Below are 22,607 nucleotides of genomic sequence, written 5' to 3' on the forward strand. Positions count from 1 at the left end.
CGATCCAGTCAGCTTGCGAGGTAGTGCAATCAGCTGCCGTCGTCGGTACTGCGGCCGCTGCCCGCCGACGGGGTGGTCTTGTTGACCTGGAGCAGGAACTCGATGTTCGACTTGCTCTCCTTGAGCTTGCCGATCAGGAGCTCCAGGGCGGCCTGGCCGTCCAGGGCGGACAGCACCCGGCGCAGCTTCCAGACCACAGCCGTCTCGTCCTTGCTCATCAGCAGCTCCTCGCGGCGGGTGCCGGAGGCGACTACGTCGATGGCGGGGAAGATCCGGCGGTCGGCGAACTCGCGGCGCAGCCGCAGCTCCATGTTGCCGGTGCCCTTGAACTCCTCGAAGATGACCTCGTCCATCTTGGAGCCGGTCTCGATCAGCGCCGTCGCCAGGATGGTCAGCGAGCCGCCGTCCTCGATGTTGCGGGCCGCGCCGAAGAACCGTTTCGGCGGGTAGAGCGCCGACGAGTCGACACCACCGGACAGGATCCGGCCGCTGGCCGGTGCCGCGATGTTGTACGCCCGGCCCAGGCGGGTGATCGAGTCGAGCAGCACGACCACGTCGTGACCCAGCTCGACCAGGCGCTTGGCCCGCTCGATCGCCAGCTCCGCGACCGTGGTGTGGTCGTCGGCCGGCCGGTCGAAGGTCGAGGCGATGACCTCACCCTTGACCGTGCGCTGCATGTCGGTGACCTCTTCGGGCCGCTCGTCCACCAGCACGACCATCAGGTGTACTTCGGGGTTGTTCGTGGTGATCGCGTTCGCCAGTGCCTGCAGCACCATCGTCTTACCGGCCTTCGGCGGCGAGACGATCAGGCCGCGCTGGCCCTTGCCGATCGGGCTGACGATGTCGACGATCCGGGTGGTGAGGATGTTCGGCTCGGTCTCGAGGCGAAGCCGCTCGGTCGCGTACAGCGGGGTCAGCTTGTTGAAGTCCTGACGCTGCTTGGCGACCTCCGGGTCCGACCCGTTGACGGTGTCGATCCGGACCAGCGGGTTGAACTTCTCCTTGCGCTCGCCGTCCGACGGCTGCTTCACCGCGCCGGTGATCGCGTCACCCTTGCGCAGGCCGTAGCGCTTCACCATCGACAGCGCGACGTACACGTCGTTCGGGCCCGGCAGGTAGCCGCTGGTCCGGACGAAGGCGTAGTTGTCGAGCACGTCGAGGATCCCCGCGGCCGGCACAAGGACGTCGTCCTCGTTGATCGTCGGCTCCGGCTCGAAGCGGTCGTTGCGGCCGCGGTTGCGCTGGTTGTCGCGGCCACCGGTGTCGCGGCTCGGGCGCTCGCTGCCGGTCCGGTCGCGGTCGCGGCCCCGACGGCGGCGGCGACGGCCTTCGCCCTCTTCGCCGCGGTCGTTCTGGCTCTGCCGGTCACGGTTGGCGTCCCGCCCACCGTCGCGCCCACCGTCGCGACCACCGTCACGGCCGCCTTCGCGGTTGGCGTCACGGTCGGTGCGCTGACCGTCGCGGGCCTGGCCATCGCGGGCCTGACCGTCACGGGCCTGACCGTCGCGGGCCGGCTGGGAGTCGCGGTTGCTGGAGCTGCCGCCGTCCCGGCCTTCGCCACGACTCTGGCCGTCGCGGGCCTGCTGGCCGTCGCGCTGGCTCTCGCCACGGCTCTGCTGAGAGTCGCGGCCGTCGCGGGTCTGCTGCGAGTCGCGGGTCTGGGAGTCGCGGCCACGGTTGCGGTCGCGGTTGCCCTCGCCCCGGTCACCACGGCTCTCGCCGCGGTCGGAGGTCTGCTCGGCCGATGAGTTGTCAGCCTTCTCCGGCGCCTGGACGGCCTCGGCCACCGGGCTGCTGCTCTGCGCCGCGACCGGGGCCGGCTCGACCACCTTGGTGGCGGCGCCGTTCTGCTCGGCCGTCTCCGCGCCGGTCTGACCGGCGGCGGCCCGCGTCCGGCGGCTACCGGCTCGCTGAGGGGCGTCCTGAGCCGGGGCCTCGGCCACCGGGCGCTTCGAGCGCTGCACGGCCACCACTGGCTCCGGGGCTGCCTCGTCGAGGGTCGGCTGGCTCGACCGCGAGCGGGAACCGCTCGCCGAACCGCTGCCCGACTGGGCCGCCTTGATCGCCTCGATCAGCTGGCCCTTGCGCAGCGCGCCGGTGCCCTTGATGCCGAGCGTCCCGGCGAGCTGCTTGAGCTCGGGGAGCAGCATGCCTTCGAGGCCGCCTCCGGCCTTGCGGCGCCGCGTTCCGGCGGTAGCCGTCGCGTCAGTGCCCGGGGCCGAAGTACCGGCTCCGCTGGAGGCTTCAACAGTTTCTGTCACGTGAGGTCCTTCCCACACGGATGGACGATGTCCTGAAAGGTTCATCGCCCGGAATCATCTCCCGCGACCGACGAAACGGCGACGCGGGGTAATAAAGAGGCGGCTCTCGCTGAATCTGGGGTCCCCCGGAAATCTCCGGCGCAGGCGGCGCAAGTCCTTCACTGGGAGATCGCCACGTACACCTGGGTGCCGGGAGCAAAGCCCGATGCGGCGAGAGTTCGCCGATCACCTGGAGGGGATCGGGTGAGTCGAGACTAGCACCACTCAGGGTCAGTCTGCTGCCTCGAGGTGTTCAACGCGTGTCCGGGATCGTTCATTCCCGCCCTCGGCGATCAGTTGTTCCGCATCGGCGGACCAGACCTGCACACCGAGTGGATCTATACCGAGCTCGTAGCGCCGCCAGCCGTCCGGTGCCTGCGGGTATCCACTCGGCTCCTCGTCGTCCGAGGTCACCGGCCGCTGCGACAGGTCTTCCTCGTCCACCGAGTCGGCCGCCAAGCCTTCTGGGGGACCGCCCAGCACCAGCACCGTCGGGCCCGCGCCACTGATGACGGCCGGCAGTCCGCTCCCCCGGAGCTTGCGAACCAGGGCAAGGCTCTCGGGCATTGCGGCCTCGCGATACTCCTGATGCAGCCTGTCTTCGGTCGCCGTCATCAGCAGCTCCGGCCTCGCCGTCAGCGCCGCGACGAGCAACGCGGCCCGACCAGCGTTCGCCGCCGCATCCGCATGCGGTACTGCGCTCGGCAGCAACCCGCGAGCCTCTTTGGTCAGCACTCGCGTCGACGGGACATAGGCGACCACCGACAAGTCGGCCACCGGCTCCAACCGGATCGCCCGGCCGGTCTCGCCATCGGTCCACGCGATCGTGAAGCCACCCAGCACGCTCGCGGCGACGTTGTCGGGATGCCCCTCGATCTCGTTCGCCAGCGCCAGCACCTGATCGCGGTCGATCGGCGTACCAGTCAGCCCGTACGCCGCTGCGATGCCGCCGACGATCGCGGCCGACGACGAACCCAGGCCACGACCGTGCGGGATCCCGTTCTCGCACTGCAGTGCGAAACCGGGCACTGACGCACCGAGCGACTCCAGCCCGGCGCGGATCGAGCGCACCACGAGATGCGACTCGTCCAGCGGCACCTCGCCTTCACCCGGGCCGGTCACCTCGACGGTCACCCCGGAACCACCGGGCGTCACCATCAATTCGTCGTACTGGGTCAGGGCCAGGCCGAAGGCGTCGAAGCCCGGGCCGAGGTTCGCGCTGGTGGCCGGGATCCGGACGCGGACCGGTCCGCCGGTCGCCAACTCACACCAGCCCGGCGACGCGTGCCACCGCGTCGGTGTCGGCCGGCGTCACGGGAGCCTCCTCGATGGTCGCGTACGACAGTGCGGTGTCGATGTCCTTCAGGCCATGGCCTGTGACAGTGATCACCACGGTCGATCCGGCATCGAGGCGGCCCGCGGCCTTGGCGGCCAGCAGTCCGGCCACCCCGGCGGCCGAGGCGGGCTCGACGAAGACGCCTTCGCGTGCGGCCAGGTCGCGTTGCGCGGACAGGATCTGGTCATCGCTGACGGCCTCGATCCGGCCGCCCGACTCGTCCCGCGCGGCTTCGGCTAGCGTCCAGGACGCAGGGTTGCCGACCCGGATCGCGGTCGCGGCCGTGTCCGGCTTCTCAACGATCCGGCCGGTCACGATCGGCGCGGCGCCCTCGGCCTGGAAACCCCACATCTGCGGCGCCTTCGAGGAGATCCCGTCCTTCTTGTACTCCAGATAGCCCTTCCAGTACGCCGCGATGTTGCCCGCGTTGCCGACTGGGAGCACGTGCAGGTCCGGCGCGTCGCCGAGCGCGTCGCACACCTCGAACGCCGCGGTCTTCTGGCCTTCCAGCCGGACCGGGTTGACCGAGTTCACCAGCGCAACCGGGTAGTGCTTGCCCAGTTCGCGCACGATCCGCAGGCAGTCGTCGAAGCCGCCGTCGATCGAGATCAGCTTCGCGCCGTGCACGATCGCCTGCGCGAGCTTGCCCTTCGCGATCCGGCCGGCCGGGATCAGGACCAGCGGCAGCAGCCCAGCGCGCACCGCGTACGCCGCGGCGGAAGCCGACGTGTTGCCGGTCGAGGCGCAGACGACGGCCTTGTCACCGGCCTGCGCGGCCAGCGAGATCGCCACCGTCATGCCGCGGTCCTTGAACGAGCCGGTCGGGTTGTTGCCCTCGACCTTGAGCCAGACCTCGCAGTTGGTCTGCTCGCTCAGCCACTGCGCGGCCACCAGCGGCGTACCGCCTTCGCCGAGGGTGACCACCGGAGTGTCCGCCGAAACCGGGAGCCGGTCGCGGTATTCCTCGATCACGCCTCGCCACTGGTGTGGCCGCTGCAGAGCCATGGCTCAATCTCCTTCTACCCGCATCACACTGCTGACTTCTCGCACGATGTCCATCTCGCGCAGGGCTTCCACGGTCGCGGCCAGAGCGGCGTCGGTGGCGGTGTGGGTGACCACGACAAGCTGCGCGTCACCGCCCCGGCCTTCCTGACGGACGGTCTGGATCGACACGCCGTGCTCGGCGAAGGCATGGGCCACCGCCGCCAGTACCCCGGCCTTGTCGGCCACGTCCAGCGACACGTGATAGCGAGTGCGGGTGGCACCCATCGGCCGCGCGGCCCGCTGAGTGTACGACGACTCGCCGACCCCCGGCACGCCCTTGAGCCGGTTGCGCGCGGCGGATACCAGATCCCCGAGGACAGCACTGGCCGTCGGGGCACCGCCGGCCCCACGACCATAGAACATCAGCTGGCCGGCCGCTTTGGATTCCACGAAGATGGCGTTGTACGCGTCCCGGACCGAGGCCAGCGGATGGCTCAGCGGGATCATCGCCGGGTAGACGCGGGCGCCGACGGAGTCGCTCGCCTCGTCCAGCTCGCAGATCGCCAGGAACTTCACCACGCAGCCCATCTCGCGGGCCGAGGCGATGTCCGTCGCGGACACCTCGGTGATGCCCTCGCGGTGCACGTCGGCGATGGAAACCCTGGTGTGGAAGGCCAAACTCGCCAGCAGCGCGGCCTTCGCGGCCGCGTCGAACCCCTCGATGTCGGCGGTCGGGTCGGCCTCGGCGTACCCGAGGGCCTGGGCCTCTTCGAGTGCCTCGTCGAAGCCCGCGCCGGTGGAGTCCATCTTGTCGAGGATGTAGTTCGTGGTGCCGTTGACGATGCCCATCACCCGGGTGATGTCGTCACCGGCCAGCGACTCGCGCAGCGGCCGCAGGATCGGGATCGCGCCGGCGACGGCGGCCTCGAAGTACAGGTCGCGCTCGTACTTCTCGGCGGCGGCGAACAGCGTCGGGCCGTCCTCGGCGAGCAGTGCCTTGTTCGCCGTGATGACCGAGGCGCCGTGCTCGAGCGCGCTCAGGATCAGGCCGCGGGCGGGTTCGATCCCGCCGATCACCTCGATCACCAGGTCCAGGTCGTCGCGAGCGACCAGCGCCTGCGCGTCGGTGGTGACGAGCGCGGGGTCGACGGCGATGTCGCGGGCCCGGCCGGCCCGGCGGACGGCGATCCCCGCGATCTCCAGCGGGGCGCCGACCCGGGCGGCGAGGTCGTCGGCCCGCTCGGTGAGGATCCGGACCACCTCGGTCCCGACGACGCCGCAGCCCAGCAGCGCCACCTTCAAGGGTTTGGCTGACGTGTTCACTCGGCCCCCATGTCCAGTGCGAGCATGTCGTCCTCGGTCTCGCGACGAACCACGACCCGCGACTGCCCGTCCTTGACCGCGATCACCGGTGGCCGCGGTACGTGGTTGTAGTTGCTCGCCATCGACCGGCAGTAGGCGCCGGTGCCCGGTACTGCGACCAGGTCGCCCGGCGTGACGTCCGCCGGGACGAACTCGTCCTTGACCACGATGTCGCCCGACTCGCAGTGCTTGCCGACCACCCGGGCCAGCGTCGGCTCGGCATCGGAGTACCGGTTGGCCAGCGTGCAGGAGTAGTCCGCGTCGTACAGGGCGGTGCGGATGTTGTCGCTCATCCCGCCGTCGACGGAGACGTACGTCCGCTGCGCGCCGGCGTCGAGCGCGACCTCCTTGACCGTGCCGACCGTGTAGACCGTGCAGACGGCCGGCCCGACGATCGCGCGGCCCGGCTCGATCGACACCTTCGGCACGTCGACGCCGAACGCGCGACACTCGTGCTCGACGATTTTGCCCATCTCGGTGGCCAGCTGCGCCGGGTCGGACGGATCGTCCTGGGTGGTGTAGGCGATCCCGAAACCGCCGCCCAGGTCGAGCTCCGGCATGTCTACGCCGAGCTCGTCGGAAACCCTTGCGTGCAAGGCGATCACGCGCTTGGCGGCCACCTCGAACCCGGACGAGTCGAAGATCTGCGAGCCGATGTGCGAGTGCAGCCCGAGCAGCTCCAGCTCGGCCGCTTCGTTGACCCGGGCAACGGCCTCGTACGCCGCTCCCGAGGTGATCGAGAAGCCGAACTTCTGGTCCTCGTGGGCGGTCGCGATGTACTCGTGGGTGTGCGCCTCGACGCCCGCGGTGACCCGGACCATCACCGGCGCGACCATGTCCCGCTCGCCCGCCAGCGCGATCAATCGGGAGATCTCGTGCTGGGAGTCGACGATGATCCGGCCGACACCGGCGTCGAGAGCACGGGCGAGCTCCTGCTCGGACTTGTTGTTGCCGTGGAACCCGAGCCGCTTGGGGTCAGCGCCCGCTCTGAGGGCGACGGCGAGCTCGCCGCCCGAGCAGATGTCGAGGTTGAGCCCCTCCTCCATCACCCAGCGGACGACCGTCGTACAGAGGAAGGCCTTGCCCGCGTAGAACACGTCGAAGTCCTTGAACCCGTGCTTGAACGCGCGTGCCCGGGCCCGGAAGTCGTCCTCGTCCAGCACGTACGCCGGGCTGCCGTGCTCGGCGACGAGCTCGCGCAGGTCGACGCCGCCGACCTCGAGGGCGCCTTCGGCGTTCTTCTTGGCCGTGTTCGACCACAGCGAGGTGACCAGGTCGTTGGGATCACGCGGCGCGCGCAGCCACGGCGGAACCTTGTGGCCGATGTCGGCGTGCAGCGTGCCCGCCTCGTGCGCCCTCACATCCGCTCCGGAGCGCTGACGCCAAGCAGGTCCAGCCCGTTGGCGAGCACGGTCCTGGTCGCACCGACCAGGGTCAGGCGAGCCTTGTGCACCGGCTCCACCTCCTCGTCGCCGCGCGGGAGCACGCGGCAGTTGTCGTAGAACTTGTGGAACGCCGAAGCGGTGTCCTCGAGGTAGCGGGCCACCCGGTGCGGCTCGCGCAGCTCGGCCGCGGTCGCGACGACCCGCGGGAACTCGGCCAGCGCCCGGAGCAGGTCGCCCTCCTTCTCGTGGCTGAGCAGCCCCGGATCGAACTCGTCCAGCTTGATCCCGAGCTCGTCGGCGTTGCGCAGGATCGAGGCCAGCCGAGCATGCGCGTACTGCACGTAGTACACCGGGTTCTCGCTGACCTGGCGGGTCATCTCCTCGATGTCCAGCGTCAGCGGCGAGTCCACCGGGTAGCGGCACAGCGTGTACCGCAGGGGGTCGACGCCGCTCTCCTCGACCAGCTCGGCGAGCGTGACGATGGTGCCGGCCCGCTTGGACAGCTTCATCTCCTCGCCGTTCTTGAGGATCTTGACGAGCTGGCCGATCAGGATCTCGATGTTGTGCTCGGGGTCGTCACCGGCGCAGGCCGCGATCGCCTTGAGGCGGTTCACGTAGCCGTGGTGGTCGGCGCCGAGCAGATAGATGCAGACCTCGAAGCCGCGCTCGCGCTTGTTCACGTAGTACGCCGCGTCGGAGGCGAAGTACGTCGGCTCGCCGTTGGTCCGGATCAGCACCCGGTCCTTGTCGTCGGTGAAGTCGGTGGTGCGCATCCAGAGCGCGCCGTCGTCGTCGAACAGGTGGCCCTGCTCGCGGAGCTTCTCGATCGCGTGGCCGACACCGTCCTGCTCGTGCAGGCTGCGCTCCGACATCCAGACGTCGAACTTGGTCCGGAACTGCTCGAGCTGGCTCTGCTGCTCCTTGAGCTGCCGCTCGTAGCCGGCCTCGCGGAACGCGACCGGCTGCTGGTCCTCGGGCAACTCCTTGATCCCCGGCACCTCGGCGACGATCTGCGCGGCGAGATCGTTGATGTACTCCCCGTGGTACCCGTCCTCCGGCACCGGTACGCCGTGCGCGGCGGCTTGCAGCGAGGAGCCGAACTTGTCCATCTGGGCGCCGCGGTCGTTCACGTAGAACTCGCGGGTCACCTTGGCGCCGGCCGCGATCAGCACCCGGGCCAGCGCGTCACCGACGGCGGCCCAGCGGGTGTGCCCCAGGTGCAGCGGGCCGGTCGGGTTGGCGGAGATGAACTCCAGGTTGATCGGCTGACCCTTGAGCGAGTCGCTGCTCCCGTACGCCGGACCCGCATCCAGGATCTGCGCGGCGATCTTGCCCTGGGCATCGGCCGCGACCCGGATGTTGATGAATCCGGGACCGGCGATCTCGACGGCCGTGATGGCGTCGTCGTCCTGCAGCTTGGCCGCCAGCAACTCGGCGAGCTTGCGCGGATTCCCCAGGCTCGAGCGCTTGCCGAGCTGCATCGCGATGTTGGTCGCGTAGTCGCCGTGCTCGGGGTTCTTGGGCCGCTCCACCTTGAGCTCGCCAGGCAAGCCACCCTCGACCGTGATCGCCCCGTCACCGACGAGCGCGGTCAGGGCCAGTAAAATCTTCTCAGCGAGCTGTTCCGGAGTCACCGGGCCAGCCTAATGGCCCGCGCCCCAAACCCTTGACTCAGTATCCACAGCCCGGTACGCCCTCACTCCCAGGGGTTGACGAGCTCCACCCCGGTCTCGACGAAATCCTTGGTGTTCCGGGTCGCCAACGTGGCCTCCTCGACCAGGCAGATGGCCGCGATCTGAGCGTCGAGAGGCTGAATCGGCAAGCCGGCTCGCGTCCGGCGGTCCAGCACGACCGGGTAGGCCATCGCGGCTTCGGCGGTGAAGGACAAGACCTCGTCCGTTACCGCTGCGAACATCCCGTCAGCGGTCTTCCGCACCTGTTCTCTGCGTCGACCGTTCGGCATCCGCTGGATGCCGCTGTGGATCTCAGCAACGGTGATGGCCGTGGTGTGGAGATCCTCGCGTAGCTGCGCCTGGAACCACGACCAGACCAACTCGTCCGGTGCGGCCTTCATCAGCTCGGACAGGAGGTTGGTGTCGAGAACGATCATCAGTCGAAGTCGACGACCCGGTGAGTGCCGGTCCGCTCCGGCAACTCGAGGTCAACGCCACCGAGCTCGGCGAACGCCTCGTGCCAGGCCATGAAGAAGTTCTTCGGCTCGTCCTCGTCGCCCACAGCGGCGACGATCATCGCGCGCGCTTCCGCCTCCATTGAGCGGCCGTTGCGTGCAGCCCGGACTCGTAGGCGCTGCTTTACCTCGTCATCCAGGTTACGTACAGTGATCACTGCCATACTGAATCACCTCCATCGTCGTCAGTGCCTTCAATGCTAGCACTGTCGGCACTGACGTCAAGCTGAGCTCAGGCGGAGGGTGGCCGCCAGGTTCCTGCGACTCGTCAGTGCTTGGCTGCTACCTCGATCACGCTTTCGCGGGGGAGTTTGGTGTCCCAGGGCGCCGGCTGGCCGTTGACGCGGACGGTCAGCGAGGTACAGGCGTCAGCCAGGCAGCGGGCGTCGTACCGGATTCCCCAAAGGGTGAAGAACTGGTTCAGCGTGGGGCGCTCGGCCTTGGTCTTCGCCTCGACGGAGATCAGGCCGTCCGTGTCGTGCGTGTGGATCGCCGCCTGCTCGGCGCGGATCCGGTCGACGCCGATGTCGGCCGGGACCTGCACCGGCTTGCCGTCGACGGTGACGGTGAGCGTCACCGTGAACGGCGCCGGGCCCTTGAAGTCGAGCGGCAACCGCTCGAAGCCCGCCTTGTCGACGTACGAGACCGCGTCGCGCGGCGCGTTCCACGGTGGCGGGCCGGTCCTGAGCTCCGCGGGACCGGGTGGCGCCGGGCCGACCTGACAGCCGCTCACCACGGGTACCAAGCTCAGCGCGACGGCGACCGCCAGCAGACCCGCTCTCATGGAGAGCAGGGTTTCATGCCACCCGCGTCAGCGCTCCGACGGCATCAGGACCCAGAGAATCAGGTAGACCAGGATCTGCGGGCCGGGCAGCAGACAGCTGATCACGAAGATGAGCCGCACGGTGTTCGCCGACAGACCGAACCGGCGACCCAGGCCGGCACAGACACCGCCGATCCATCGACCGCTGGACGGACGGACCAAAGAGCTAGCCATGAGTTCGTTTTCCTTTCGGTGCTTGGACTTACGACCACTATGACGGCTGCCGGCGGTGCCGAGATCCCGCCGCGCGCAAGACCCAGGGGCTGTTCAGGGTCTCCCCCGGTGCGAGCCCTTGCCGAATTTCCTGCTACTGTTCTGCTCGTTCCTGAGCCCCCGTAGCTCAGGGGATAGAGCACCGCCCTCCGGAGGCGGGTGCGCAGGTTCGAATCCTGCCGGGGGCGCGGTCGATCTGGGCGATCTATGCACGCGGAGAGCGCGTGCAGGGATCGCCCTTCGTGCTTTGTGGGGGCGCGGCCCCCACACCCCGCCCGGAGGGGCTTCGCCCCCCGGACCCCCCATCGCTGTGGTCACCTCCGGCGAATCGGCGCCGGTTGGTGCCGTGGTGGAAAGCGCTTAGAAAGGTGGTGGAAAGCCTCGGCTGTGACTCTTCTCGGGATGAGTACTTCTCCAGGGAATGTGAGGGTCACGATGTCTCGATTTGCCGGTGGGTTTGCACGAGGACGGGTTGCTGCGGTTGCAGGGGTTGTTGGGGTGGTGGCCGGCGGGCTTACTGCTGGGATGGGGGCTCAGACGGCTAGTGCTGCTACTTGTCTTGGTACGCCCACGTCTTTCACCAAGACGACGGGCATGGGGTACTACCAGCCGCCGGTGGGGCGTAGTAGTTGGACGACAACCAGTCGGTGCGCGGACATCAATCTGAAGCTCAACTTGACGCCGGGCACCACCGCGGAGGTCCGCGTGTGCTTCACCAAGAGCGATGGCACAGGGTCCTGTCAGACCTCGTGGAAGCAGGTCGGGACGAGCTGGAAGGTCGTGGCCTCCGGCGTCAGGGACGGCACCAAGTTCAGGTTCCAGTTCCGGAACACCAACCACCGCAGCGGCTTCGCCGCCTTCTGACGCCAGGTCAGCCCGGCAAGCCCTTGGTCTGCGGGTTGGATGGGCACTCGTTGCTGAAGGCAACCTAGCCGCCGGATCCTGCGTTCTCCTTCATGATCAGCAGAAGGACTTTCGGCAAGGTAGTCGCGGCAGGAGCAGCAGTGGTACTTCGACGTCCGCGCCGCTCGCACACACGGAAGGGCATCTGGACCCTCAACCAAGGTTTTCGGCAGCGGCTCGCAGCAGCTCGATCGCCATCTCCTCAGTCGCCCAGCCGGCTGGAATGATCGCGGCGACGGCGCGGTCGGTGAACAAGGCTTCGGCGACGTAACCGTTGCCGAACGATCCCTTGGCAACGTACGCCTCGTTGCCGATGCCTGACAGGTCACGCATGCCGGAGTCGCCGTGCGGCGACCACTCTGCCGGCGGGTAAATGCGGATGCGGATCGCCTCGGGAGCCTTCCAGTTGCAGGCTCCGACCTCGCCTTTGCCGTGCGAGACCTCGCGTCCGGTGATCTTGGAGACTTCGGCGACCGGCATCGCGTCGCAGACCGTGGTTGCTGTCAAGGCGGTCACGTCGACCCGGTCCTCCGGAGCCTCGCCGGCGGGCGTTTTGCCCGAGCTGGCCGTGGAGGTAGTCGGCGGCGACGTGGTCACCGATCCTGTGTCGCCGCCGCACGCCGCCACCAGGCTGAGCGCGCAAGCCACCACGGCCGAGCCTGCTACTTTCCGCTGGAGATCAGCACACTTTGCGCTGGATCCCCAACGCATCACGACGCCTCCGCAACGATCGCCGCAGCATCGACCAGCTCGAGGAAGCGCGGCTGGTGATGTTCAGTGAGCAGGGCACGCGACCGCGGCGTTCGCCATACCTTGTCGGTGAGGAAGGTGAGGAAGATCTCGGCCTTCTCCCGATCGGGGAAGTCCAACTCCACGAAAACCTGGTGGTCGTCCGCGGTGTTCCGGGTGATGCGGTAGAAACGCACCCCCATCCGCTTCCTGACCGCGGCGTAGCTGTCGAACGCGGCCTTCCAGTCGTCGTAGTCCGTCACGGTGTTCTCGATGCGCAATGTGGTCATGCCCCCAAGGATCCGGCCGGAACCCCGGCGCGGACCATCCCAGAATCGTGGGATCAGTACCTATGCTGTGTGGTGTGGCTGCCGATCCCCGTCGCTCCATCAACGCGATCGAGCGGCTGTGTGCGGGGGGCCTCGACGAGCGTGAACTGCGCATTCGCCTGCTCGACACGCTCGCGGGGCTGGTCTCGTACGGCGCGTACGCGTTCCTCCTCACTGATCCGGTGACCTGCGTCGGCGCGTCTCCGATCGCCGCCGTGCCGGGGCTGCCCAACGAGCGACTGCCCGAGCTGATCCGGGCCAAGTACCTCACCGAGGTCAACCGCTGGACCGCGCTGACCGGAGTCGCCACCCTTCGTCGAACCGTGGGCGACCGCCTCGAGGCGAGCCAGGTGTGGCGAGAGGTCCAGCAGGACCTCGGGGTCACCGATGTGGCGTCCCTGGTGCTTCGGGACAGGCACGGATGCTGGGGGTTCCTCGACCTGTGGCGCAACGGCGCCCATGGGTTCGGCGATGAGGAGGTCGCTCTCCTCGACAAAGCCGCGCCTGTGATCACGAGCGGCCTGCGTGGGGCCTTGGCCAGGACGTTCACCACCACACACCCCGATGAACGCCTGGGGCCTGTTGTCCTCCTCCTCGGCGAGGACCTAGGCGTCCGCTCCCAGACACCCTCGACCGATGCCTGGCTCCGCCTGCTCAACCCAACCGACGGCGCCCTGACCCCCGTCCCGGCTCAGGCCTACAACGTCGCCGCCCAACTGGTCGCCCGGGAGGCAGGCGTTGACAGCCACGAGCCGACGGCACGTGTCCACCTGGCTGCGGGGCGCTGGGTGACCATGCGGGCGGCTCGGCTCGGCCCCGACATCGCAGTTGCGATCGAAGACTGCACGCCTGCGGACCGGGCCGAGGTGTACGGCCTGGCACACGGGCTCACGACCCGGGAGCTTGAGGTCTTTGCGCTGCTGTGCGGAGGTGCCGACACGCGGAAGGTGGCCGAACGCTTGGTCATCTCCGAGCACACTGCCCACGACCACATTCGCGCAGTACTCGCGCGCACGGGCGCACGAAGCCGGCAAGTCCTGCTGTCACGGGCGCTCGGAAGCACCAGCGCAGACGCGGGAACCGTGCGCTGACCTGCCTCCAACCGCGTCGGCCAACGGCGTGCGCGGCCAGACGGTCGCCACGCCATGCTCGAGTGGGCCGGGCGCACCCCGCCAAGCCGTAGGACCTGCCTAGACTGAAAACCGCTGGTGGCGCCGTCCGTAGGAGGACTCAGAAATGCCCGACTCCCGTACTCAGACGATCGCCTATCCGGCGCCCGGTTCGCGGCCGTCGCGGAGGGATCCTGAGCCGCTTGCTCCGCACGTGATCGTGCTGTTCGGAGCGACCGGCGACCTGGCCAAGCGCAAGCTGTTGCCAGGGCTGGCGTACCTGCAGCAGTCGCGGTTCGCGCCCGACGTACGGATTATCGGTACTGCGACCGAGGAGCTCACGACGGACGAGTTCCGGGCTCGCGCGCGGGAAGCGGTGGACACGTACGGGACGCACAAGATCACCGACGAGGAGTGGGCGCAGTTCTCCGACCGGCTTGAGTATGTGCCGACCACGGCCGGGCCGGACGCGCTCGCGGCCGCGGTGAAGACGGCGGAGAACGCGCTCGGACCCGACGCCTGCCGGCTGCACTACCTGTCGGTGCCGCCGAAGGCCGCGCACTCGGTGATCCAGATGCTGCGCGACGCCGACCTCGTCGACCGCGCGCGGGTGGTGATGGAGAAGCCGTTCGGCGACGACCTGCAGAGCGCGATCCAGCTGAACGACTTCGTGCACGAGACGTTCGACGAGTCGCAGATCTTCCGGATCGACCACTTCCTCGGCAAGGAGGCGGCGCAGAACATTCTCGCCTTCCGGTTCGCCAACGGGCTGTTCGAGCCGATCTGGAACCGCAACTTCATCGACCACATCCAGATCGACATCCCCGAGTCACTCGGCCTGGACCAGCGCGCCACCTTCTACGAGCCGACCGGCGCGTTCAAGGACATGGTCGTCACGCACGTCCTGCAGGTGCTCGCGTTCGTCGCGATGGAACCGCCGACGGCACTGGAACCACGGGCCATCTCGGAGGAGAAGAACAAGGTCTTCCGGTCGATGCTGCCGATCCAGCCGGCCGACGTGGTCCGCGGCCAGTACGGCGGCTACCGCGGCGAGGAGGGCGTCGCGCCGGACTCCGACACCGAGACGTTCATCGCGATGAAGGTCGGGATCGACAACTGGCGCTGGGCCGGTGTGCCGTTCTACCTGCGCACCGGCAAGAAGATGGCCGAGGGGATGCGGATCATCTCGATCGCCTTCAAGGAGGCGCCGAAGACGATGTTCCCGGCCGGCTCCGGCGTCGGGGCGCAGGGTCCGGACCACCTGACCTTCGACCTGGCCGACTCGTCGCGGGTGTCGCTGTCGTTCTACGGCAAGCGCCCGGGCCCGGGGATGCGGCTGGAGAAGTTGTCGATGCAGTTCTCGACCCAGGAGACGGCGACGGCGGGCGACGTACTGGAAGCGTACGAGCGGCTGATCCTGGACGCGATGCGCGGCGACCACACGCTGTTCACGACGGCCGAGGGCATTGAGTCACTCTGGGAGAACTCGACCCTGCTGCTGGAAGACCCACCGCCGGTCAAGCCCTACGCACCGGGCACCTGGGGCCCCAACGCCATCCACCAACTCATCGCCCCGCACGCCTGGCGCCTCCCCTTCGAACGCGAATGGCGCCACGGCAAACCAGCCTCGACGGACTAGCGGCGCGGGCGGCGCATGCCCTCCATTGCTTCGGACATGGGCCGGACCGCCGCCACTCACAAACCTTAGCTGATCGCACCCGGCCAGGCGTGCGCAGGCGTGCTCCCGGCGGGAAACGGGAGGTTTGTGAGTGGTGGAGGTCCGGGCCTGCCGCCGGTGCCCCCACTGACTACGACCTGGCCGGGCGGGCAGCCCGTTGCACCAGCGGGTCCGGTCGCACCGACAGGTCCAGTCGCGCCGGGGATGCCTTGCGGGCCCTGCTTGTTCCAGGAGCTACCCACTCAGAGCGTCGTACACCTTCAGTGCGTCGCGGAGGGCGGCGACGTCGTGGGTGCGGATGAAGTCGACGCCCTGAGTCGCGGCGTACAGCTCTGCCGCCAGGGTGGCCGGCCCGATGGCGGCGAGATCGCTGCCGGTGAGGGATCGCAGGAACGACTTCCTCGAGGGCGAGACCAGGACAGGCAGGCCGAACCGTGCCTTCAACTGCCCGAGCGCGGCCATCATCGTCACCGACGGTTCCGGGTTGCTCCCGAGGAAATAGCCCAGACCGGGGTCGATGATCAGTCGATCACGGCTGACGCCCGCGGCTTCGAGTGCGGCCAAGCGGTCGGCGAAGAACTGCTCGACCTCCGGCCAGATGGTCCGCGGATCGGTCACCGTCCTGGTGGCCGGTCCTCGGCGTTGGACCGAGTGCATGACCACTAGGTCGCAAGAGAGGCCGGCGAGTTCTTCGTACCTGTCGTGGTGAGGGAAGCCCTGGATGTCGTTCAAGTAGGCGGCTCCCCGCGCGGCGGCGTACCGCTGGGTCTCCGCACGGAAGGAGTCCACCGCCACGGGGATGCCGTCGTCGACCAGCTGATCGATGACGTCGGCGAGCCTGCGGATCTCCTCCGCCGCGCTCACCTGCTCCGCATCCGGATGACTCGAGGCCGGCCCGAGCTCGACGATGTCAGCACCCGCGGCGCGCAGGCTCCACGCGTGAGCGATCGCGGCTTCGGGATTCAGGAACCGGCCGCCGTCCGAGAACGAGTCGGTGGTGATGTTGACGATGCCGACGAGTCGGGGCGCCGGGCCGCAGTACTGGACCATGCCGTGTCTCCCAGATCGATTCCAGAAGCCCAGGCGCACGGCACGACGTCATCATGACGAGGCCGCTTCCCGATGGTTGATCCATCCCGAGACGCCAGTCACGACCCGCTCGCAGCCTAACAAGCGCGGAGTTTGGTCAGGGAGCGTTTTCCAGGGTGGTGATGAGGTGGTCGGTGCTCAGGGTGAAGCGGTAGATCAGGTCTACCTGGCCACCGGGGAAGTTGCCTTCCAGGTGGTTGGTGAGGACGTAGTGGGTGTTGTCGAGCTTTTCCACGTGGGTCAGGTCGACTGTGTAGGTGTACTCGGTGGGGATCGTCATGGCGTTCCTTCCAGTGCGAGAGTGAAGGTGGAGCGGCCGAAGGGGTGGCCGTTGATTTGGAGTTCGAGGGCGTGTTCGCCTGGGTAGTAGCTGCGGGTTGAGATCGGTTTGAACGAGTGCTGTTTGCCGATCGTCGTCGACTCGCCTGGCGCGAGGGTGCGGGTGGTGAGCTTGAAGACCTTCGGCGTGAGCATTCCGTTCGCCTTGACGTGGTGGACGATGTAGTCGATCGCCAGCCGCAACTCCCCGGCACCCCGGTTGTGCGCACTGAACTCGAAAGCCAGCGAGTCCCCGACAGCAACCGCCTGTACTGCGAGCAGCGGCCCGTCGACCACTAGCCCAGTGGGCGGCTCGAAACCCAACAATGCAAGGGCTCCCGGGTCCGCCGCCTTGATCAGGGTGCGCAACGCATGTCGCACCAGCCGCTCGGTCGTCGGCGCCGGCGACGCCAGCCACTCGCCCGCGATCGCGACTGCCAGGGCCGGATCCAGCCGGCTGAGATCGTTCAGGTGGTTGGCGACAGAGCGGCGTACGTACTCCGATTCGTCGCGCCGCAACTCTTCCAGGATCGGCCGAGTCACCTCGGGCTGCTCGATCAGACCCGGCACGCGTTTCGCCCACGGCAGCCGCGCCCGCGTGCCTTCGCTCGCAAGTCGGCGGACGTGCTCATCAGGACGCCCGGTCCACCCGGCCACGACCGCCAGAGTGCGATCCAGATCGGCCGCAAGGAAGGTCCGGAGAGCGAACTCCCCCGTCAGCCTGGGCGTGAGCTCGGCAAGCAACTCGAGCCCAGCCTCGAACTCCCCCTCCGCAACGGCCCGTACTGCGACCGCCTCGGTCACCGGCCAGGTCATCCAGCCGGTGAAGGCCGGATCGTCGAGCGCCGCCCGGAAGATCTTGTCCAGCGGCGCGAATCGCGGCGGCAGATCGGTCAGCAGCGCGTCGCGGACCAGCCGGCCCCGCTCGCTGAACGTCGCGCCGGCCAACTGCTTCGCGGCCGCTTTGGTCGCCACCAGGTCCAGCTCGGGCGCCACCGCACCGAGGCAGGCGCCGAGGGCAACCACAGACGCAGTACTGAGCATTTCTTCCGCAGTGGGCACGACGACCTCTCGACGTAGTTACTTTGAAATTAGCAGTGACTGGGTGGGCAGCCAAACCCGGGGGGCCTGCCAACTACCCTCGGCGGCATGATGGAGATGAAGGTGATCGGGGTGGGGGCCGGCGATCCGGATCACGTGACGATTCAGGCCGTGAAGGCGCTGAACCAGGTCGACGTGTTCTTCGTGCTCGACAAGGGTGAGGTCAAGCAGGAGCTGGTCGACCTGCGCGAGGAGATTCTCCGGCGGCATGCCGGCGAGCGCGAGCATCGGATCGTGTACGGCCAGGATCCCGCGCGAGACCGGAGCAGTGACGCCTATGTCGAATCGGTCGACGACTGGCGGCGGCGCCGGGCGGACGTCTGCGCGGAGCTGATCGCGGCCGAACTGAGCGACAGCCAGGTCGGCGGCTTCCTGGTCTGGGGCGATCCGTCGCTCTACGACAGCACGCTGGCGATCCTCGACGACATCCTCGCCCGCGGTGAGGTGAGCTTCGAGATCGAGGTCATCCCGGGCATCAGCAGCGTGTCCGCGCTCGCGGCCCGGCACCGGGTCGGACTCAACCAGGTGGGCCGGCCGGTCCAGATCACCACCGGGCGGCGGCTGGCGAAGAACTGGCCGGACGAGGTCGACGACGTCGTGGTGATGCTCGACGCGCAGACCGCCTTCACCCAGCACACCGACCAGGATGCCGACATCTACTGGGGCGCCTACCTCGGTACGCCGGACGAACTGCTCGTCGCCGGACCCCTGTCGCAGGTGGCCGAGAAAATCGTCGAGGTGCGCGCCGAAGCCCGCGAGCGCAAGGGCTGGATCATGGATACCTATCTCTTGCGCAGAAATCGCACCTAAACAGAATTCTGGGCAATTCTCCAGAATAGGCAAGACATTACCAAAGGTTCTTTAGAAAGTCTAGAGCGCACGCTCTTCTCCTCGGCGATCCGGCCGCTCTACGCTGACCGGGCCATTTGTCCACCGCCCCCATGATCGTGGCGCCCTCCCCCTGCGTCGCGGTCAGGACAGAGGAGTCGCACCATGAAGATGCCCCGTTTTGTGCGCGTTCTGCCGGTCGTCGTAGCCGTCGCAGCCGCGTTGTCGATGTTGCTCACCGTCCCCGCGGATGCCCGCGAACAGGCGCCTGACGCGACCCAGGCCTGTAGCTACCCGAACTGGGTGGCCGGCAATTGGTACGCCTCCGGCCGTATCGTGAAATACACCGACGGCCAGTACTACGTCGCCGAGCACGACAATCCCGGGTACGACCCGATCATCAGCACCTGGTACTGGAATCCGCATACCTGCGACGGCGGAAACCCGCAGCCGGGCGCATTCCCGGTCAGCGAATCGCTGTTCAACCAGATGTTCCCGAACCGGAATCCCTTCTACACCTACTCCGGCCTGACCAGCGCGCTCAGTGCCTACCCGGGCTTCGCGAACACCGGCGACGACACCACCAAAAAGCGCGAGGCCGCCGCCTTCCTGGCGAACGTGAACCACGAGACCGGCAGGCTGGTCTACATCAAGGAGATCAACGAGGCGAACTACCCGCACTACTGCGACTGGGGCCGCCCCTACGGCTGCCCGGCCGGCCAGGCGGCGTACTACGGCCGCGGTCCGATCCAGTTGAGCTGGAACTTCAACTACAAGGCCGCGGGTGACGCCCTCGGCATCGATCTGCTCGGCAACCCGTGGCAGGTCGAGCAGAACTCGGCGATCGCCTGGAAGACCGGGCTCTGGTACTGGAACACCCAGACCGGGCCGGGCACGATGACGCCGCACAACGCGATGGTGAATGGTGCCGGCTTCGGCGAGACCATCCGCAGCATTAACGGCTCGATCGAGTGCAACGGCGGCAACCCGGGCCAGGTACAGAGCCGAGTGGACGCCTACCAGCGGTTCACCCAACTGCTGGGCGTCTCCCCCGGCGACAACCTCTACTGCTGAGCATTAGGCCAAAGGTGTAGGCGGAGTGGCCGTGCGGCCGAAGCGGGGCTTGTAGGTCCTGGCAGAGGCTGCACGGCATGAGAACAACTATCCGTAAGAAGGTGCGGCTGGCATTGGCGCTAGCGCTGCTGCCGGCCGCACTCCTTGTCGACAAGGCGGCAGCGGCCGAACAGGACGTAGTACGCACCGATGCCGGACTAGTACGCGGGCACCCGACTGCAACGACCCGAGTCTTCAACGGCATCCCGTACGCCGCTCCGCCGGTGCGCGCCCTGCGCTGGAAGCCGCCGCAGCCCGTGAAGCCATGGACCGGCTTCCGAGAGGCAGTGGAGCTCTCGAGCGCCTGTCCGCAACAGGACAACCTGGAAGCGCTAGGCGGCTCTACTAATGAGGACTGTCTGTACTTGAACGTCACTACCCCCACGCAGAAGGCAACCAAGCCGCGTGCGGTCGTGGTGTGGATCCCGGGCGGCGGCTTCTTCTCCGGCGTCGGCACAGCTACGGAGCATCGAAGCTGGCCACCCGCGGGGACGTAGTGGTGGTGACGGTCAACTACAGGCTGGGGATCTTCGGCTTCTTCGGCTACCCGGGCCTGCCCGGCTCTGGCACCTACGGCATCCAGGACCAGCAAGCCGCCCCTCCGTTGGGTTCGCGAAGGCGGTCATGCAGAGTGGCTCCTGCGCCTTCAACTGGGCCGACAACAGTCAGTACCCCGGACAGGCGGCTGACTCGCCGTGGGTCCCGGCGAGCACTGTGCAGCAGAGCGGCAAGGAGTGGGTGGCTGACACCACGGCCAAGCTGAACTGCAAGCCGGGTCAGGCTGCGCTGGACTGCCTACGCGCGGCAGACCCCGCAGTACTGGTTGAGGACACGTTGCGGTTCACGCAGCCTGCGTACGGCGGTACTGCGGTCTTGCCGTTGAGCCCGGCGAAGGCGATGAAGGCGGGACTGTTCCACCGGGTTCCGGTGTTGTCCGGCAACAACCACGATGAGGCTGCAGCCTGGTTGAGCGCGTTCAACGGGGGCGTGCTCACCGATGCGGACTACCCGCGACTGGTGGCCGACATGGTCGGCGCTAGCGACGCCACGAAGGTGTTGCAGGAGTACCCGCTGGCGCAGTACGGGTCGACGGCGGCGGCTTGGACTGCTGTGACGACTGACCGGATTTGGTCATGCACGCAGGTCGCCACTGATCGGCAGGCGGTTCGGAAGGTCCCGGTGTATGCGTATGAGTTCGCTGACAGGCATTCACCGCTTTCCCAACCGGGGCAGGGCGCCGCGCACGCTGTGGAGCTGCCATACCTCTTCAGCCTCGGCGGCTGGGATGCGCCGCTGACCGAGACCCAGACGCGGTTGTCCGAGCAGATGCTGGACTACTGGACCGCCTTCGCCTAGCGCCTCTGCGCAGCAGGGTTGCGCCGACGACGATCGCCGCGAGGACAAAGGCCGACGCGGCAACGAAGGCGACGCTGTACCCGTCCCGCAATGCGCCGACCGGAGACGCACCTTCAGTGGCCTGTACTGCGGTACGCGAGGCGGCCAGGGTCGCCAGTACCGCAGTACCGACCGCTGCGCCTGCCTGCTGGGCAGTGTTGTTCAACCCAGAAGCCAGGCCTGCGTCACCCGGCTCGGCGCCGGACATGGCGAGCATGATCGCCGCAGGGATCGCCGCACCGGTTCCGCCACCGACCAGGAGAAGTGGGGCGACCACATTAACGAGGTACGAGCCGTCGACCGGCGCCTGGCTCATCAGCAGCAGTGCGGCGAGGAGGGCGCCGAGCCCGGCCAGCAGGAGGGCACGGCCGCCGAAGCGAGCGATCAGTCGGGGCCCGATGAACAGGGACATCACTGCGCCCAGGATCGGCGCCGGCAGGAAGGCGAGGCCGGTCCGGAGGGAGTCGAAGCCCAGCACTCGCTGCAGGTAGAGGGCGGTCATGAACTGGAAGCCGAAGCCGGCCGCGAACAGCAGTACGACGACGAGGTTGGCCACTGTCACCTGTCGGTTGCGGAAGATGTGCAGAGAGAGCAGCGGCTGCGTGACGCGGGCCTGGCGTAGTACGAAGCCTGCGAGCAGGAGGACCGAGACCACGGCCAGCACAATCGTCCGCAGCAGCTCGGCGGTCGGCTCGGCGGTCTGGACGATCGTGTAGACGGACAGTGAGAGGCCTGCGGTCACTAGTACCGCTCCGAGGACGTCCGCTCCCTTGCCGAGGCCGAGGCCGGGCTGCGCCTTCAGCAGCCGCAGTGCGAGCAGCACGGACACCACACCGATCGGGACGTTGATCAGGAAGGACCAGTGCCAGCCGACGGTCTGGGTGATCACACCGCCGAGGATGAGGCCGATGGAGGCGCCACCGGCGGAGGTGAAGCCGTAGACCCCCATCGCCCGCACCTGCTCGGCCGGCGCCGGGTAGAGGCCGACGATCATGCCGAGGATCACCGCCGAGGCGAGCGCGCCGCCGACGCCTTGCAGGAACCGGCCCGCGATCAGTACTTCGGAACTCGTGGCGACACCGCAGAGCAGCGAGGCCGCGGTGAAGACGGTCAGCCCGGCGACGAAGACGCGCTTGCTGCCGATCAGGTCACCGATCCGCCCGGCGAGCAGGAGTAGCCCGGCGAAGGCGATCAGGTAGGAGTTCATCACCCAGGCCAGCCCGGCCTGCGAGAACCCGAGGTCGCTCTGGATGGTCGGCAGCGCCACCGTCACCACGGTGCCGTCGAGGATGATCATCAGCTGCATCACACACAGCACCGCGAGAGCCTTCGCCCGGGACGGCTGGACGGAAGGGCCGGTGGAGGGGGCGGCGGAGCCGGAGGTGGTCGGCTCGATCGTCGAGGTCATCGGTCGTTCTCCTTGT

The 22,607-nt window shown here is 68.0% G+C and carries 22 protein-coding genes, 1 tRNA gene, 1 pseudogene and 1 riboswitch; of the genes and pseudogenes, 7 read left to right on the forward strand and 17 right to left on the reverse strand.

Features of this window, described 5'->3' with window-relative positions:
- Positions 1–29 precede the first annotated feature (29 nt).
- From rho to A3ES_RS0109075, 10 genes are all read right to left on the reverse strand, one after another.
- The gene (gene rho / locus A3ES_RS0109030) at positions 30–2,261 is read right to left on the reverse strand and encodes a transcription termination factor Rho (protein ID WP_020386474.1); all 2,232 of its coding nucleotides are present in this window, start codon (positions 2,259–2,261) and stop codon (positions 30–32) included.
- 270 nt (positions 2,262–2,531) lie between these two features.
- Positions 2,532–3,563, reverse strand: coding sequence for a homoserine kinase (gene thrB / locus A3ES_RS0109035; RefSeq protein ID WP_020386475.1), 1,032 nt, complete (start codon positions 3,561–3,563; stop codon positions 2,532–2,534).
- A 1-nt stretch (position 3,564) separates the two neighbouring features.
- The gene (thrC, locus tag A3ES_RS0109040) at positions 3,565–4,641 is read right to left on the reverse strand and encodes a threonine synthase (protein ID WP_020386476.1); all 1,077 of its coding nucleotides are present in this window, start codon (positions 4,639–4,641) and stop codon (positions 3,565–3,567) included.
- Between the two features lie 3 nt (positions 4,642–4,644).
- Entirely contained in the window at positions 4,645–5,943 is a 1,299-nt protein-coding gene (locus tag A3ES_RS0109045) for a homoserine dehydrogenase (RefSeq protein WP_020386477.1), read from the reverse strand.
- Entirely contained in the window at positions 5,940–7,343 is a 1,404-nt protein-coding gene (gene lysA / locus A3ES_RS0109050) for a diaminopimelate decarboxylase (protein WP_020386478.1), read from the reverse strand. Before lysA ends, A3ES_RS0109045 begins: the two co-directional genes overlap by 4 nt.
- The gene (argS, locus tag A3ES_RS0109055) at positions 7,340–9,001 is read right to left on the reverse strand and encodes an arginine--tRNA ligase (protein WP_020386479.1); all 1,662 of its coding nucleotides are present in this window, start codon (positions 8,999–9,001) and stop codon (positions 7,340–7,342) included. The genes lysA and argS overlap by 4 nt, the downstream gene beginning before the upstream one ends.
- Before the next feature lie 62 nt (positions 9,002–9,063).
- On the reverse strand, positions 9,064–9,477 hold the full coding sequence (locus A3ES_RS0109060) for a type II toxin-antitoxin system VapC family toxin (RefSeq protein WP_020386480.1): 414 nt from the start codon (positions 9,475–9,477) through the stop codon (positions 9,064–9,066).
- On the reverse strand, positions 9,477–9,719 hold the full coding sequence (locus tag A3ES_RS0109065; protein ID WP_020386481.1) for a FitA-like ribbon-helix-helix domain-containing protein: 243 nt from the start codon (positions 9,717–9,719) through the stop codon (positions 9,477–9,479). The genes A3ES_RS0109060 and A3ES_RS0109065 overlap by 1 nt, the downstream gene beginning before the upstream one ends.
- 104 nt (positions 9,720–9,823) lie before the next feature.
- Positions 9,824–10,339, reverse strand: a complete 516-nt coding sequence (locus A3ES_RS0109070) for a hypothetical protein (RefSeq protein ID WP_020386482.1) — start codon at positions 10,337–10,339, stop codon at positions 9,824–9,826.
- Positions 10,340–10,366: 27 nt separating this feature from the next.
- Positions 10,367–10,552, reverse strand: a complete 186-nt coding sequence (locus A3ES_RS0109075; RefSeq protein WP_040454269.1) for a PspC domain-containing protein — start codon at positions 10,550–10,552, stop codon at positions 10,367–10,369.
- Between the two features lie 155 nt (positions 10,553–10,707).
- Between A3ES_RS0109075 and A3ES_RS0109080 the strand changes: the two genes are divergently transcribed.
- A tRNA-Arg gene (locus tag A3ES_RS0109080) sits at positions 10,708–10,779 on the forward strand.
- A 552-nt stretch (positions 10,780–11,331) separates the two neighbouring features.
- On the opposite strand, the gene A3ES_RS53890 is transcribed toward A3ES_RS0109080, so the two are convergent.
- The 3 genes from A3ES_RS53890 to A3ES_RS0109095 form a co-directional block, all read right to left on the reverse strand.
- Positions 11,332–11,502, reverse strand: a complete 171-nt coding sequence (locus tag A3ES_RS53890) for a hypothetical protein (RefSeq protein WP_157630407.1) — start codon at positions 11,500–11,502, stop codon at positions 11,332–11,334.
- Positions 11,503–11,647: 145 nt separating this feature from the next.
- The gene (locus tag A3ES_RS0109090; protein ID WP_020386485.1) at positions 11,648–12,091 is read right to left on the reverse strand and encodes a hypothetical protein; all 444 of its coding nucleotides are present in this window, start codon (positions 12,089–12,091) and stop codon (positions 11,648–11,650) included.
- 113 nt (positions 12,092–12,204) lie between these two features.
- Positions 12,205–12,513, reverse strand: coding sequence for a hypothetical protein (locus A3ES_RS0109095; RefSeq protein WP_020386486.1), 309 nt, complete (start codon positions 12,511–12,513; stop codon positions 12,205–12,207).
- Between the two features lie 74 nt (positions 12,514–12,587).
- Here A3ES_RS0109095 and A3ES_RS0109100 point away from each other — a divergent pair, with 74 nt between their 5' ends.
- Together A3ES_RS0109100 and zwf are read left to right on the forward strand one after the other, a co-directional pair.
- Complete coding sequence (locus tag A3ES_RS0109100) at positions 12,588–13,643, forward strand: helix-turn-helix transcriptional regulator (RefSeq protein WP_202806467.1); 1,056 nt, start codon at positions 12,588–12,590, stop codon at positions 13,641–13,643.
- A 145-nt stretch (positions 13,644–13,788) separates the two neighbouring features.
- On the forward strand, positions 13,789–15,300 hold the full coding sequence (gene zwf / locus A3ES_RS0109105; RefSeq protein ID WP_020386488.1) for a glucose-6-phosphate dehydrogenase: 1,512 nt from the start codon (positions 13,789–13,791) through the stop codon (positions 15,298–15,300).
- A gap of 273 nt (positions 15,301–15,573) precedes the next feature.
- Here the strand turns inward: zwf and folP are convergent, their stop codons facing one another.
- The 3 genes from folP to A3ES_RS0109120 all read right to left on the reverse strand — a co-directional run bounded on the left by folP (position 15,574) and on the right by A3ES_RS0109120 (position 17,808).
- On the reverse strand, positions 15,574–16,389 hold the full coding sequence (folP, locus tag A3ES_RS0109110; protein WP_020386489.1) for a dihydropteroate synthase: 816 nt from the start codon (positions 16,387–16,389) through the stop codon (positions 15,574–15,576).
- Between the two features lie 20 nt (positions 16,390–16,409).
- A riboswitch (ZMP/ZTP riboswitch) is annotated at positions 16,410–16,501 on the reverse strand.
- 24 nt (positions 16,502–16,525) lie between these two features.
- Positions 16,526–16,708 carry a hypothetical protein gene (locus A3ES_RS53895; RefSeq protein WP_020386490.1) on the reverse strand — a complete coding sequence of 61 codons (183 nt, stop codon included), beginning with the start codon at positions 16,706–16,708 and terminating at the stop codon, positions 16,526–16,528.
- Positions 16,705–17,808 (reverse strand): DNA alkylation repair protein, encoded by a 1,104-nt coding sequence (locus A3ES_RS0109120; protein ID WP_026162698.1) that lies wholly within the window; start codon positions 17,806–17,808, stop codon positions 16,705–16,707. Before A3ES_RS0109120 ends, A3ES_RS53895 begins: the two co-directional genes overlap by 4 nt.
- Before the next feature lie 87 nt (positions 17,809–17,895).
- Here A3ES_RS0109120 and cobF point away from each other — a divergent pair, with 87 nt between their 5' ends.
- The 4 genes and pseudogenes from cobF to A3ES_RS56695 all read left to right on the forward strand — a co-directional run bounded on the left by cobF (position 17,896) and on the right by A3ES_RS56695 (position 21,144).
- On the forward strand, positions 17,896–18,657 hold the full coding sequence (gene cobF / locus A3ES_RS0109125; RefSeq protein ID WP_026162699.1) for a precorrin-6A synthase (deacetylating): 762 nt from the start codon (positions 17,896–17,898) through the stop codon (positions 18,655–18,657).
- 183 nt (positions 18,658–18,840) lie between these two features.
- Positions 18,841–19,749, forward strand: coding sequence for a chitinase (locus A3ES_RS0109130; RefSeq protein WP_020386493.1), 909 nt, complete (start codon positions 18,841–18,843; stop codon positions 19,747–19,749).
- A 77-nt stretch (positions 19,750–19,826) separates the two neighbouring features.
- Positions 19,827–20,326 (forward strand): annotated as a pseudogene (locus A3ES_RS56690) (carboxylesterase family protein); the annotation flags it as partial.
- Positions 20,327–20,412: 86 nt separating this feature from the next.
- A complete protein-coding gene (locus A3ES_RS56695) occupies positions 20,413–21,144 on the forward strand; it encodes a carboxylesterase family protein (protein WP_020386494.1) in 732 nt (243 codons plus the stop codon).
- Here A3ES_RS56695 and A3ES_RS0109140 read toward each other — a convergent pair.
- Positions 21,056–22,591: an MFS transporter gene (locus A3ES_RS0109140; protein WP_020386495.1), complete on the reverse strand. Its 1,536-nt coding sequence runs from the start codon at positions 22,589–22,591 to the stop codon at positions 21,056–21,058. The two genes, A3ES_RS56695 and A3ES_RS0109140, sit on opposite strands and share 89 nt — an antisense overlap.
- Positions 22,592–22,607: the final 16 nt, after the last annotated feature.

The sequence above is a fragment of the Kribbella catacumbae DSM 19601 genome (genome assembly GCF_000372465.1).
Taxonomy (GTDB): domain Bacteria; phylum Actinomycetota; class Actinomycetes; order Propionibacteriales; family Kribbellaceae; genus Kribbella; species Kribbella catacumbae.

What these genes read in the sequence shown, in the direction of transcription:
- thrC (WP_020386476.1), bottom strand. Translation starts at nt 4,641, where the DNA reads ATGGCTCTGCAGCGGCCACACCAGTGGCGAGGCGTGATCGAGGAATAC.
- A3ES_RS0109060 (WP_020386480.1), bottom strand. Translation starts at nt 9,477, where the DNA reads ATGATCGTTCTCGACACCAACCTCCTGTCCGAGCTGATGAAGGCCGCA.
- A3ES_RS0109065 (WP_020386481.1), bottom strand. Translation starts at nt 9,719, where the DNA reads ATGGCAGTGATCACTGTACGTAACCTGGATGACGAGGTAAAGCAGCGC.
- A3ES_RS0109070 (WP_020386482.1), bottom strand. Translation starts at nt 10,339, where the DNA reads ATGAGAGCGGGTCTGCTGGCGGTCGCCGTCGCGCTGAGCTTGGTACCC.
- A3ES_RS0109075 (WP_040454269.1), bottom strand. Translation starts at nt 10,552, where the DNA reads ATGGCTAGCTCTTTGGTCCGTCCGTCCAGCGGTCGATGGATCGGCGGT.
- A3ES_RS0109095 (WP_020386486.1), bottom strand. Translation starts at nt 12,513, where the DNA reads ATGACCACATTGCGCATCGAGAACACCGTGACGGACTACGACGACTGG.
- zwf (WP_020386488.1), top strand. Translation starts at nt 13,789, where the DNA reads ATGCCCGACTCCCGTACTCAGACGATCGCCTATCCGGCGCCCGGTTCG.
- folP (WP_020386489.1), bottom strand. Translation starts at nt 16,389, where the DNA reads ATGGTCCAGTACTGCGGCCCGGCGCCCCGACTCGTCGGCATCGTCAAC.
- A3ES_RS53895 (WP_020386490.1), bottom strand. Translation starts at nt 16,708, where the DNA reads ATGACGATCCCCACCGAGTACACCTACACAGTCGACCTGACCCACGTG.
- cobF (WP_026162699.1), top strand. Translation starts at nt 17,896, where the DNA reads ATGATGGAGATGAAGGTGATCGGGGTGGGGGCCGGCGATCCGGATCAC.
- A3ES_RS0109130 (WP_020386493.1), top strand. Translation starts at nt 18,841, where the DNA reads ATGAAGATGCCCCGTTTTGTGCGCGTTCTGCCGGTCGTCGTAGCCGTC.
- A3ES_RS56695 (WP_020386494.1), top strand. Translation starts at nt 20,413, where the DNA reads ATGCAGAGTGGCTCCTGCGCCTTCAACTGGGCCGACAACAGTCAGTAC.
- A3ES_RS0109140 (WP_020386495.1), bottom strand. Translation starts at nt 22,591, where the DNA reads ATGACCTCGACGATCGAGCCGACCACCTCCGGCTCCGCCGCCCCCTCC.